Origin of the sequence: Agrobacterium sp. NPDC090273 (assembly GCF_044772305.1) — a bacterium.
Classification (GTDB): domain Bacteria; phylum Pseudomonadota; class Alphaproteobacteria; order Rhizobiales; family Rhizobiaceae; genus Agrobacterium.
Window position 1 is genome coordinate 905033 of record NZ_JBIVYN010000001.1, and the last position, 12416, is coordinate 917448.

Sequence of the window (12416 nt, forward strand, 5' to 3'; positions counted from 1 at the left end):
CGCTCTTCCTCCACTCGACGATGAATGGTGGGGTCCAGGTCGATCCTTGATCGCTGGAGACCTCTTTTGCGTCGAAGACGCGGCGCTCTATTCCAGCTCAAGGCCGGAATGACAGGAAACCTAGGTTGCCGGTTGGGGAATTCGTCTGGCGCGTGCAACCCGATGCAGCCCAAAACCAAATCGCCAGCGTGGAGACGCTGGCGATGTCTGATGCTTACTCGGCGGCTGCCAGAAGCTTCTTTTCGCGGTTGGCGCGCAGGCGCTCGAAATCGTCGCCGGCGTGATGCGAGGAGCGGGTCAGCGGGCTCGACGACACCATCAGGAAGCCCTTGGTGTAGGCAATGGTCTCGTAGGACTTGAATTCTTCCGGCGTGACGAACTTCTCGACCTTGTGATGCTTGCGGGTCGGCTGCAGATACTGGCCGATGGTCAGGAAGTCGACGTCGGCGCTGCGCAGATCGTCCATCAACTGCAGCACTTCGTTGCGCTCTTCGCCAAGGCCAACCATGATGCCTGACTTGGTGAACATGGTCGGGTCCAGTTCCTTCACGCGCTGCAACAGGCGGACGGAGTGGAAATAACGCGCACCGGGGCGAACGGTGAGGTAGTTGCCGGGAACCGTTTCCATGTTGTGGTTGAAGACGTCAGGCTTGGCGGCCACAACGCGCTCCAGCGCACCCGGCTTCTTGAGAAAGTCAGGGGTGAGGATTTCAATCGTGGTGTTCGGCGAGGCGGCGCGAATGGCCCAGATGACCTTCTCGAAGTGTTCGGCGCCACCGTCTTCCAGATCGTCGCGGTCAACGGAGGTGATGACGACGTGGGACAGGCCCATCTGCTTGACGGCCTTTGCGACGTTTTCCGGCTCGGCCATATCCAGCGGGTTCGGCTTGCCGGTGGAGACGTTGCAGAAGGCGCAGGCGCGGGTGCAGATTTCACCCATGATCATGAAGGTCGCGTGCTTCTTGTCCCAGCACTCGCCGATGTTCGGACAGCCGGCTTCTTCGCAGACCGTAACCAGCTTGTGGGAGCGCACGAGCTCACGCGTCTCGTGATAGCCCTTGGAGGTCGGCGCCTTGACACGAATCCACTCGGGCTTGCGCTGAACCTCGGTATCGGGGCGATGCGCCTTTTCCGGGTGACGAACGCGCTTTTCGTCCGAGGATGTCCTGTCGAGAATAGTGACCATAAGAAACCTGCTTCTGTCGCTTACTGCGGCCCTTTAGAACAATTCCAGAAAAAGTGTAAGCATTTTCATCTGGAACTGCATGAAATCTGGATTCTACAGCGTTCGGTTATCGAAAACCTGAACGTTTCTGCCCTGAGCTTTCAGCGCCGGACGAGTTTCGCCAGAAACAGCAACAGGCTTGCGCCAATGAATGACGTGACGAAGTAACCTAGACGGCTATCCTGCACGAACACGTCGAAGGTGCGCAGCACTGCGACCGCAACAACCGAACCGACGATGCCGAGAATGATGTTCATGATGATGCCGAAACGCATATCCATGAGCTTGCCGGCGAGCCATCCCGCCAATCCGCCGATGATGATTGCGGCAATCCAGCCTACACTTTCCATTCCCACGCTCCCTGAAAGACATGTCCAGTCAGACATATGGGATACCCGGCATCGTCAGGCAATGCCGGGCACCGTCGTATGGTATCAGGCGTTCAGCACGCGTCCGTAGGCGTCCAGAACACTTTCCTTCATCATTTCGGAAAGGGTCGGATGCGGGAAGATGGTGTGCATCAGCTCTTCTTCGGTCGTCTCAAGGTTCATCGCAACGACAAAGCCCTGGATGAGTTCGGTGACTTCCGCGCCAACCATGTGCGCGCCGAGCAGTTCGCCGGTCTTCTTGTCGAAGATGGTCTTGACCATGCCCTGATCTTCACCGAGCGCAATCGCCTTGCCGTTGGCTGCGAAGGAATAACGGCCAACGCGGATTTCGCGGCCCTGTTCCTTTGCCTTGGCTTCGGTCAGACCGACGGAAGCGACCTGCGGGTTGCAGTAGGTGCAGCCCGGGATCTTGTTCTTGTCCATCGGGTGAACGTTCGGCAGGCCTGCAATCTTTTCAACGCAGATGACGCCTTCGTGCTCGGCCTTGTGGGCCAGCATCGGCGGGCCGGCAACGTCGCCGATCGCGTAGAGGCCGGGAACATTGGTCTTGCCGTAACCATCGATGACGATGCAGCCGCGGTCGGTCTTCACGCCAAGCGCTTCCAGACCGAGATTTTCAATGTTGCCCTGGACGCCGACAGCCGAAATCAGGCGATCCGCTGTGATCTGCTGAACCTTGCCGTCCTTGGTCTCGACATGGGCCGTAATCGAGTTCGCGCCCTTGTCGACCTTCGAAACCTTCGCTTCGGTGATGATCTTCAGACCACGCTTTTCAAGCTGCTTGCGGGCGAATGCGGAGATTTCCGCGTCTTCGACCGGCATGACATTGGCCATCAGTTCAACAACCGTCACATCCACGCCCATGGAGCGGTAGAAGGAGGCAAATTCAATGCCGATCGCGCCGGAACCCATGACGACGAGAGACTTCGGCAGGAAGTCCGGCTTCATCGCTTCGAAATAGGTCCAGATCAGCTTGCCATCCGGCTCGATGCCCGGCAGGGCGCGCGGACGTGCGCCTGTTGCGACGATGATGTGCTTGGCGGTGTAGGTGCCCTCACCCAGAACGCCCTTGGGAACCGGGTTCTGCGGCTGGACAACAGGCTTGGACGACTTGCCGACGACGATTTCGTTCGGCTTGGTCAGCTTGGCCTCGCCCCAGATGACGTCGATCTTGTTCTTCTTCATCAGGAAGGCAACGCCGCCGTTGAGGCGGGCTGAAACGCCGCGCGACCGCGCCACGACTTCCTTGACGTCAGCCGTGATCGTGCCTTCGAGCTTCAGGCCGTAGTTCTTGGCGTGGCTGGCATTGTCGAGGACTTCAGCGGAGCGAAGCAGCGCCTTGGTGGGAATGCAGCCCCAGTTGAGGCAGATGCCGCCCAGGTGCTCACGCTCGACGATGGCTGTCTTCAGACCCAGTTGAGCGGCGCGAATAGCGGTGACATAACCGCCCGGACCCGAACCGATGATGATGACGTCATATGATTGAGCCATTGTGTTTCCTGCCTTTATCTTTTTGACGGCGGCGTCGCGCCGCTGCGTCAATCGAATCTATCTTCAAATTCCAAGCAGCATGCGCACCACGGGCTCCAGCCCGCGTCCCAGCGCACGCGTATTTTCAGCATCCAGGTGGACGCCATCGAGTGGCGTCGTCACGGCGACGGATGCCGCATCAAAGAAAGCGCATCCCTTGTCGTCCGCCAGATCGCGATAAAGCGAACCCATCATCAGCGATTGCTCGATGGCACCCGCATACATGGCGGCAAACATTTCGTTGCCCGTCTCGCAGATCTGCGGCGGAGACACGATCAGGATTTCCGGCTGCTCCTGGTCCTCGAAGGACCACGCATGATGCCGGACGAGACTCACCAGCCTGTCGATGCCCTTCACCGCACCGACTGCGGAACCGGCGCCGATTCCCCGTTTCAAGTCGTTGGTGCCAAGCATGATGATGACGAGATCGAGCGGCGCATGGCTGTGCAGAATGGTCGGCAGCAGCGTCGCACCGTTGCGGTCGCAATCCGCGAGGTGATCGTCGTAAGCCGTCGTGCGTCCGTTCAATCCTTCGGCGATGACGTTGACATTGTCACCAAGCGCCTTCTGCAGCACGCTCGGCCAACGGTCTTCGAAGGCATGACGGCCAAGGTTTTCGGCGTCATATCCCCACGTCAGGCTGTCGCCGTAGCAAAGAACGGTTTTCATCACATCCGTCTCCCGAACGGGAAGAGCCGAAGGCTGGTGACAGCTTTCGGCTCGACCGTTTTTATCAGACCAGCATGCCCATCGGGTTTTCGATGTAACGCTTGAAGGCGCCGATCAGCTCGGCTCCCAGCGCGCCATCGACGCAACGGTGGTCGGTGGAGAGCGTAACCGTCATGACGTTGGCGATCTTGATCTCGCCGTTCTTCACAACTGCCCGCTGCTCGCCCGCGCCGACGGCCAGAATGGTGGCGTGCGGCGGGTTGATGACAGCGGAGAAGCTCTTCACGCCCATCATGCCCATGTTGGACACGGCGGTGGTGCCACCCTGGTACTCTTCAGGCTTCAGCTTGCGTTCCTTGGCGCGCTTGCCGTAGTCCTTCATCTCGTTGGAGATGGTGGACAGCGACTTCTGCTCGGCCTTGCGGATGATCGGCGTGATCAGGCCACCCGGAATGGAAACGGCAACGCCGACATCCGAATGCTTGTGCTTGACCATGGCGCTTTCCGTCCAGGAGACGTTGGCGTCCGGAACATCACGCAGCGCCAGAGCCAGCGCCTTGATGACCATGTCGTTGACCGACAGCTTGTAGACCGGCTTGCCGTCCTTTTCCGGTGCGGCAGCATTGAGCTGGGCGCGCAGGGCAAGGAGCGTATCCAGTTCGCAATCGACGGAGACGTAGAAGTGCGGAACGGTCTGCTTGGACTCGACCAGGCGCTTGGCAATGACCTTGCGCATGCCGTCGTGCGGAACGAGTTCGTAAGAACCTTCCTCGAACAGCTTGAGGACGGCCTCGTCCGACTGGCCCTTGGCAAGTGCCGGAGCCGGAGCGCCAGCCGATGCTGCAGCCGCCGCCGGAGCAGCCTTTGCGCCACCAGAGGCAACAGCCTTTTCAACGTCGGTCTTGATGACGCGGCCATGTGGTCCCGAACCGGTGACATTACCGAGATCGAGGCCAGCTTCCTTAGCCAGGCGGCGTGCCAGCGGCGAGGCGAAGATGCGCTCGCCGGACTTGGCAACCTGTGCCGGCGTGGACGGCGCGGCAGCCTGATCGGCAACCGGCGTTTCAGCCTTGGCAGGCGCAGGCTCGGCCTTGGCAGCTTCCGCCTTAGGGGCTTCCTGCTTGGGTGCTTCCGCCTTTGCAGGGGCGGCATCGCCGCCCTTTGCAGCCGCAGCCACGTCTTCGCCTTCACCAGCCAGGATTGCGATCAGGGCGTTGACCTTGACCCCATCCGTACCGGCGGGAACGACGAGCTTTGCAACCGTACCTTCGTCAACGGCTTCCACTTCCATGGTCGCCTTGTCGGTTTCGATTTCCGCGATCACGTCGCCCGGTGCAACCTTGTCACCTTCCTTCACCAGCCACTTGGCGAGGTTGCCCTCTTCCATGGTTGGGGAAAGGGCAGGCATGGTAATGTTGATAGGCATCGAAACGCCTCCCCTTACTTGTAGCAGACGGTTTTGACGGCCTGAACGACTTCATCGACGTTCGGCAGAGCCAGCTTCTCGAGATTTGCCGCGTAAGGCATCGGAACATCCTTGCCGGCAACCGTCAGGATCGGCGCGTCGAGGTAGTCGAATGCAGCGCGCTGGACCTGGTTGGAGATGAAGTCACCGACCGATGACTGCGGGAAACCTTCCTCAACGGTGACCAGACGACCGGTCTTCTTGACCGATTCGATAACCGTGGGCAGGTCCATCGGACGGATGGTGCGCAGGTCGATCAGTTCGGCGTCGATGCCGAGCTTTTCGAGTTCTGCAACAGCCTTTATCGCATAGGTCATGCCGATGCCGAAGGAAACGATCGTCGCGTCCTTGCCCTTGCGGTGAATGCGTGCCTTGCCGATCGGCAGGACGAAATCATCGAGCTTCGGAACTTCGAACTGCTGGCCGTAGAGAATTTCGTTCTCAAGGAAGATGACCGGGTTCGGATCGCGGATAGCAGCCTTCAGAAGACCCTTGGCGTCAGCAGCCGTGTACGGCATGACGACCTTGAGGCCCGGAATATGGCTGTACCAGGCGGCATAGCACTGCGAGTGCTGAGCCGCGACGCGTGCCGCCGCGCCCGAAGGGCCACGGAACACCATCGGTGCGCCCATCTGACCGCCAGACATATAAAGTGTCTTGGCAGCAGAGTTGACGATCTGGTCGATCGCCTGCATCGCGAAGTTGAAGGTCATGAATTCAACGATAGGCTTGAGGCCCGTCATTGCAGCGCCGACGCCGATACCGGCAAAGCCGTGTTCGGTGATTGGCGTGTCGATCACGCGGGCTGCGCCGAATTCCTGCAGAAGACCCTGGGTAACCTTGTAGGCGCCCTGATATTCGGCAACTTCTTCGCCCATGACGAAGACTTTTTCGTCCGAACGCATTTCTTCGGCCATCGCGTCGCGCAGTGCTTCACGCACCGTCTGCGTCACGAATTCGGTGCCTGCCGGAATATCCGGATCGGCAGCGACTTCGATCTTCGGTGCAGCCGGAACCTTGGCGGCTTCGGTAGCGGCGGCCGGCTCGGAAGCAGCGGCAGCAGGCGCTTCAGCCTTCGGCTCTTCCTTCTTGGCAGGAGCCGAAATGTCGTCGGCGCTTTCGCCTTCCTGAATCAGGATTGCAATTGCGGTGTTGACCTTGACGCCTTCGGTGCCTGCATCGATGAGCAGCTTGCCGATAACGCCTTCATCAACAGCTTCCACTTCCATGGTCGCCTTGTCGGTTTCGATCTCGGCAATCACGTCGCCGGACGTTACCTTGTCGCCTTCCTTTTTAAGCCACTTGGAAAGCGTGCCTTCCTCCATGGTCGGGGAAAGGGCGGGCATAAGAATTTCTACTGGCATTGTTTTCCCTTTCCCGATCAGAGCAGAATGTCGGTGTAAAGCTCGGACGCATCCGGCTCTGGATCGTTCTGGGCGAAGTCGGCGCTGTCGGCAACGATGTCACGGACATCCTTGTCGATTGCCTTGAGTTCCTCTTCGCTTGCCCAGCCCTGCTCCAGAAGGCGTGCCTTCACCTGCTCGATTGGGTCGTGTTCGGAGCGCATCTTCTGCACTTCGTCCTTGGAACGGTATTTTGCCGGGTCGGACATGGAGTGACCGCGGTAACGGTAGGTCAGCATTTCAAGAATGATCGGACCCTTGCCGGAACGGCAATGTTCCAATGCCTGGTCGGCCGCAGCCTTGACGGCGCGAACGTCCATGCCGTCAACCTGGATACCAGGAATGCCGAAGGACTGGCCGCGCAGCGAGTAGTTCGACTGTGCGGTTGCGCGGGCAGTGGAGGTGCCCATGGCGTAACGGTTGTTTTCGACGATATAGATGATCGGCAGTTTCCACAGAGCAGCCATGTTGAAGCTCTCGTAGACCTGGCCCTGGTTTGCAGCGCCGTCGCCGAAGTAGGTCACCGACACATTGTCGTTGCCGCGATACTTGTTGGCGAATGCGAGACCGGTGCCGAGCGAAACCTGCGCACCAACGATACCGTGGCCACCATAGAAATGCTTCTCTTTCGAGAACATGTGCATGGAGCCGCCCTTGCCCTTGGACAGACCGCCCTTGCGGCCGGTCAGCTCGGCCATGACGCCACGAGCGCTCATGCCGCAAGCCAGCATGTGGCCGTGGTCGCGATACGCGGTAATGACCTGATCGCCTTCCTTCTGCGACATCTGCATGCCGACAACGACAGCTTCCTGACCGATGTAAAGGTGACAGAAACCGCCGATAAAGCCCATGCCATAAAGCTGGCCGGCCTTTTCTTCAAAACGACGGATCAGGAGCATTTCGCGATATGCGTGAAGCTCTTCATCCTTCGAGAAGTCCGGGCTGTTCTTGCCGGTAAATTCGGTGGCGGCTTTCGCCGTGGTCTTTCGGCCGGATACGGACGCGGATTTTCGCGGCGCCATTCATCCCTCCCTGAGTTGCCATTAGAATGGGTAGATTGGGCCGTACCATATGCAAGAAAACGCCACGCAGCAATGCTTTAAACGCATGGCACGTATTCACGCTAAATAGCTGTGAACAAATCAAAAAAGCTTAATTAACCTAATTTCGGTTAATCAGAAATATCCGTTCATGATGACGATTTCGTCCGAACGGGACATATTGAGCTGATACCGGGAAATCTCATCGATCATGTCGCGCTCCAGCGAACCGTCGCTCAGCAATTCGACCTGCCGCTCCAGCGCAACCCGCGCTTCCGTCAGCTTTGCAAGCTCGGTTGTGCGGGCCAAACGCTGGCGTTCCAGGCGTTCCGTTGCCTGAAGGCCGAAGTCGCCGTGGATGGAATGATATCCGAAATAGGAAAGAAAAGCGATGGTGATTGCCGGAACAACGAGGCGGCCGAATCGTCTCTTTTTATGATGTCTTGTCCACATGCCGGATAGATGCCTTCAAACGCGTAACGTGAGTCTGAGACTACGGCGGATTGTTTAACTATCCGTTGACCTTAAAAATTCACCGGTTGCAAAGCACAAAAAAAGATCGCGGTGGGCAGCAGGAAAGATCGGCCGGCGAATCTCAGGCGAACTGGAACTTGATCGCGCCGACACCGGATCGATTCCGGGTTGACGAGCGGGAAGCGGACACCTTCCGAAAAGGAGCGAAGCGGATGCCACTGCCCCAAAACAAAACAGCCCGCCGAAGGGCGGGCTGTCCTTGAACAAATCGAACGCGAATTAGCCGCGCAGGATGGAGCGACCGGCGTAAGCAGCCTGCGGACCCAGCATTTCTTCGATGCGGATGAGCTGGTTGTACTTTGCGAGCCGGTCAGAGCGTGCCAGAGAACCGGTCTTGATCTGACCGCAGTTGGTAGCAACGGCGAGATCCGCAATGGTGGAATCTTCCGTCTCGCCCGAGCGGTGCGACATGACAGCGGTGTAGCCTGCCTTGTGTGCGGTCTCGACGGCGTCCAGCGTCTCGGACAGCGAACCAATCTGGTTGACCTTGACGAGAATGGAGTTGGCCACGCCCATCTTGATACCGTCGCGCAGACGTGCGGAGTTGGTAACGAACAGGTCGTCGCCGACCAGCTGGCACTTCTTGCCGACGAGATCGGTCAGAACCTTCCAGCCTTCCCAGTCGTCTTCAGCCATGCCGTCTTCGATGGAAATGATCGGGTACTTCGCAACGAGATCGGCGAGGTATTCAGCCTGTTCCTGCGGCGAACGGGTCTTGCCTTCGCCTTCGTAGACGTAGTTGCCGCCCTTGAAGAATTCGGTCGAGGCACAGTCGAGGCCGATGAACATGTCGTCGCCCGGACGGTAGCCGGCCTTTTCGATCGACTTCATGATGAAGTCGAGCGCTGCAGGCGCGCTTTCCAGACCAGGTGCGAAACCGCCCTCGTCACCAACGTTGGTGTTGTGGCCCTGTGCCGCCAGTTCCTTCTTGAGGGTGTGGAACACTTCCGAACCCATGCGCACGGCTTCACGAATGTTTTCCGCGCCGACCGGCAGGATCATGAATTCCTGGAAGTCGATCGGGTTGTCGGCATGTGCGCCACCGTTGATGATGTTCATCATCGGCACCGGCAGAAGATGCGCGTTGGGGCCGCCAACGTAACGGTAAAGCGGCAGACCGGAGGCTTCAGCAGCAGCCTTCGCAACAGCCAGCGAAACGCCGAGGATGGCGTTTGCGCCGATGCGCGACTTGTTCGGCGTACCGTCGAGCGCGATCATCATCTGATCGATCTGGATCTGGTTTTCGGCATCGAAACCGCCGATGGCGTCAAAGATTTCGGTGTTGACGGCTTCAACAGCCTTTTCCACGCCCTTGCCGAGATAACGCTTGCCGCCATCGCGCAGCTCTACCGCTTCATGCGCGCCAGTCGACGCACCCGACGGAACGGCCGCACGGCCCATGGAACCGTCTTCGAGATAAACATCGACTTCGACGGTCGGATTGCCGCGGCTGTCGAGAATTTCGCGCGCAATGATATCGGTAATGGCAGTCATGGTCTCTCCCTTGGGAATGGAACAGATATTTTCAGTCGCCTGTCTTAGACGATGGCGAAGAAATTACAATGACGGTGCGCCAAATCAGCGCACTGCTTTCTCATAAAAATCACATGCGGCAAATCGCAGGATTTCATCAGGCTTTCGCGATGGAATCGAAAGCCAGAAGCTTTTCGAGAAGCTTCGGCATGTCCTTCAGATGAACCATGTTTGGGCCATCGGAAGGCGCATTGTCGGGGTCTTCATGGGTTTCGATGAAGAGACCGGCGACGCCAACGGCAACGGCCGCACGCGCCAGGGTCTCGACGAATTCACGCTGGCCTCCGGAAGAACCGCCCTGCCCGCCCGGCTGCTGAACCGAGTGCGTGGCATCAAACACCACCGGTGCGCCCAGCGACGCCATGATCGGCAGCGAACGCATGTCCGATACCAGCGTGTTGTAACCGAAGGAGGCGCCGCGCTCGCACAGAAGCACGTTCGGATTGCCGCTGTCGTTCAGCTTGGCGAGAACATTCTTCATGTCCCAGGGCGCCAGGAACTGGCCCTTCTTGACGTTGATGACGCGACCGGTCTTTGCCGCAGCGACCAGAAGGTCTGTCTGACGGCTGAGGAAGGCCGGGATCTGCAGAATATCGACAACCTTCGCCACTTCGGCGCATTGTTCTTCGGTATGAATATCCGACAGAACCGGGAAACCGAATTCCTTCTTCAGATCGGCAAAAACCTCCATGGCCGTATCCAGACCGATGCCACGCTTGCCCGAAAGCGAGGTGCGGTTTGCCTTGTCGAAGGAAGATTTATAGACGAGGCCAATACCAAGCTTGTCGCACAGTTCCTTCAGAACGCCGGCAATCATGAAGGCGTGATCGCGGCTTTCCATCTGGCAGGGACCGGCAATCAGCGAGAATCGCTCGGTGTTGCAGAAGGACACCTTGGTGGCGCCGTCTCCGGCGGTGACTTTGAGATTGTTGGTAACGCTCATCATTTTTCCTCGAAGGCGAATGCGACGCCCTGACCGGGTGCTGCGGGTACCATCAGACGGGCACCCTCTCTCATATGGGGAACGCCATTAGCAGCAAGCACCGCTTCTGTCACGGCGATATCTGCCGTTGAAAAAACGATGGTTGCGCCGCGCAGCCCGTTCTTTTCGCCAGTTTCTTCCGCACCAGATGCCGATGGCGACATCAGGTCCGAGGCAACATATATATCGACGTTGCCGGCCTCGAACAGAACATCACCATCCGGCGACACCTTGCGATCAACCTGAAAGACGGCCTCGACAAGCGGTGCGGCCGCAGAAGGATCATCCGACACCAGCTGGATTTCGCCGAGACCGATGACACCATTGTCATGGCGCACAAGCGCGGAGCGATCCCCCGGCAGGGCCTTGACCCGCTGGCAGGCGAAGAAAAAGAAATCGGACGCGCTGCCCTCCGCCGCAAAAGCCAGCCGGAAAGATGCTTCGCTTTGCGACCCATCCGGCAACGTCACCGGCCGGGAAAAATCGAAAACATCGCCAGCCGAAATACCGGTTTCGACAAAGCGCTGATGATCGGCCAGAGCATCGTCGGTTTTGGCGACCAGCGCGGAAAAGCCATCGCTGCCATGTGCGTTCCGAAAAGCCTGATCCCTGCCGGTAAAGACATCGCCAGCCTCTATCGACGCCCGATACTTATCCGGGTCAGCAATGGCGAGAGGCTCCAGATAGGTGCCATCTTCGAAAAAGATGCAGGCGTTTTGCGTGCCGAAGGGATGGAGCGCCAGCGGGGCCAGCGTAAAACCGAGACTGGAAAGCCGTCGTGATGCGGTTTCAATGTTGCCAACGGGCAGGACAAGATGGTCGACATCAACAGGCTTTGCCATGACAAGCTCCCTCTCCGGCAAGATCGGCGCCCGTGTCAGACGGCACGCCGAACCATACCAAAGCACATCAGCAACAATGCTGGCAAATCATGGCAGTAACCGGCACCGGCGGCCGGGAGCAGCAAGACCGCCGGACATGCCAAAACCGCATGTCAGGCGGGTAGCGGGTGGAGATGACCTGATGGACATCTTCACCCGTCAAACAACGAAGGGCGAACTAAGCCTGCGCCCTTTTTACCGTGTCAGGATTGTCCTTGACGAACTGCACAAACGGTGCGGCCGATCTCACGGCATCGGCAAACTTGCCGCTGCCCTTCAGTCCGTCCACCTCATCCGGCTTGAAGCCCTGCGTCAGCAGGATGCGATAGACGTGCGTGGCGGTTTCGCCCTGAGCGGAGACCCAGGCGGGCAGCGTTGCTTCCAGCGCTTTCTTTTCGCGCTGGTTTCTGTCTGCAACAACGGCGAGGCGCACCAGACTGCCGAGCGGGATCGGGATACCGTTGATACCGACGTCGGGAATGAAGTTGGCGGCGTGCGGCCCGGCGTTGAGATTGTTGTTCTTCAGGATATATGCGCACTGGTTATCCCGCGTCGGCTCCTTGTTCTGCGCCTTGCGCTTCTGATTGAGCTCCACGATCAATTTGCAGTTGGCGACTGTGGAGTTCAAAAGCAACCGGTCATATTCGGCGCGCTTCAAAGCTTCCGGAGAATTGGGCGACACGGTCTGGCATCCCGTGGCCACCAGCAGGCCCAGAAACAATGCGAATTTCATGCGTTTCATGCGAAATTTTCCCGCTCACGCGC

The 12416-nt window shown here is 58.7% G+C and carries 12 protein-coding genes; all 12 read right to left on the reverse strand.

Annotation, left to right across the window (positions count from 1 at the left end; all coding sequences use genetic code 11):
- Positions 1 to 214: 214 nt before the first annotated feature.
- The 12 genes from lipA to ACIQT8_RS04555 all read right to left on the reverse strand — a co-directional run bounded on the left by lipA (position 215) and on the right by ACIQT8_RS04555 (position 12393).
- Entirely contained in the window at positions 215 to 1186 is a 972-nt protein-coding gene (lipA, locus tag ACIQT8_RS04500) for a lipoyl synthase (protein WP_262525465.1), read from the reverse strand.
- Positions 1187 to 1326: 140 nt separating this feature from the next.
- A complete protein-coding gene (locus ACIQT8_RS04505; RefSeq protein WP_138795454.1) occupies positions 1327 to 1575 on the reverse strand; it encodes a GlsB/YeaQ/YmgE family stress response membrane protein in 249 nt (82 codons plus the stop codon).
- A gap of 84 nt (positions 1576 to 1659) precedes the next feature.
- Positions 1660 to 3105: a dihydrolipoyl dehydrogenase gene (gene lpdA / locus ACIQT8_RS04510; RefSeq protein WP_138795455.1), complete on the reverse strand. Its 1446-nt coding sequence runs from the start codon at positions 3103 to 3105 to the stop codon at positions 1660 to 1662.
- Positions 3106 to 3168: 63 nt separating this feature from the next.
- The gene (locus ACIQT8_RS04515; protein WP_400963946.1) at positions 3169 to 3813 is read right to left on the reverse strand and encodes an SGNH/GDSL hydrolase family protein; all 645 of its coding nucleotides are present in this window, start codon (positions 3811 to 3813) and stop codon (positions 3169 to 3171) included.
- 64 nt (positions 3814 to 3877) lie between these two features.
- On the reverse strand, positions 3878 to 5239 hold the full coding sequence (locus ACIQT8_RS04520) for a pyruvate dehydrogenase complex dihydrolipoamide acetyltransferase (RefSeq protein ID WP_400963948.1): 1362 nt from the start codon (positions 5237 to 5239) through the stop codon (positions 3878 to 3880).
- A gap of 14 nt (positions 5240 to 5253) precedes the next feature.
- On the reverse strand, positions 5254 to 6642 hold the full coding sequence (locus ACIQT8_RS04525) for a pyruvate dehydrogenase complex E1 component subunit beta (protein ID WP_138795458.1): 1389 nt from the start codon (positions 6640 to 6642) through the stop codon (positions 5254 to 5256).
- Between the two features lie 17 nt (positions 6643 to 6659).
- Positions 6660 to 7703, reverse strand: a complete 1044-nt coding sequence (gene pdhA / locus ACIQT8_RS04530) for a pyruvate dehydrogenase (acetyl-transferring) E1 component subunit alpha (protein WP_138795459.1) — start codon at positions 7701 to 7703, stop codon at positions 6660 to 6662.
- Positions 7704 to 7856: 153 nt separating this feature from the next.
- Positions 7857 to 8174, reverse strand: coding sequence for a septum formation initiator family protein (locus ACIQT8_RS04535; RefSeq protein ID WP_138795460.1), 318 nt, complete (start codon positions 8172 to 8174; stop codon positions 7857 to 7859).
- 300 nt (positions 8175 to 8474) lie between these two features.
- Positions 8475 to 9749, reverse strand: a complete 1275-nt coding sequence (gene eno, locus ACIQT8_RS04540; protein WP_138795461.1) for a phosphopyruvate hydratase — start codon at positions 9747 to 9749, stop codon at positions 8475 to 8477.
- Positions 9750 to 9885: 136 nt separating this feature from the next.
- Positions 9886 to 10731 (reverse strand): 3-deoxy-8-phosphooctulonate synthase, encoded by an 846-nt coding sequence (gene kdsA, locus ACIQT8_RS04545; RefSeq protein WP_138795462.1) that lies wholly within the window; start codon positions 10729 to 10731, stop codon positions 9886 to 9888.
- Positions 10731 to 11612, reverse strand: a complete 882-nt coding sequence (locus tag ACIQT8_RS04550; RefSeq protein ID WP_400963951.1) for a VOC family protein — start codon at positions 11610 to 11612, stop codon at positions 10731 to 10733. The genes kdsA and ACIQT8_RS04550 overlap by 1 nt, the downstream gene beginning before the upstream one ends.
- 217 nt (positions 11613 to 11829) lie before the next feature.
- The gene (locus ACIQT8_RS04555; protein ID WP_400963953.1) at positions 11830 to 12393 is read right to left on the reverse strand and encodes a hypothetical protein; all 564 of its coding nucleotides are present in this window, start codon (positions 12391 to 12393) and stop codon (positions 11830 to 11832) included.
- Between the last annotated feature and the right edge of the window lie 23 nt (positions 12394 to 12416).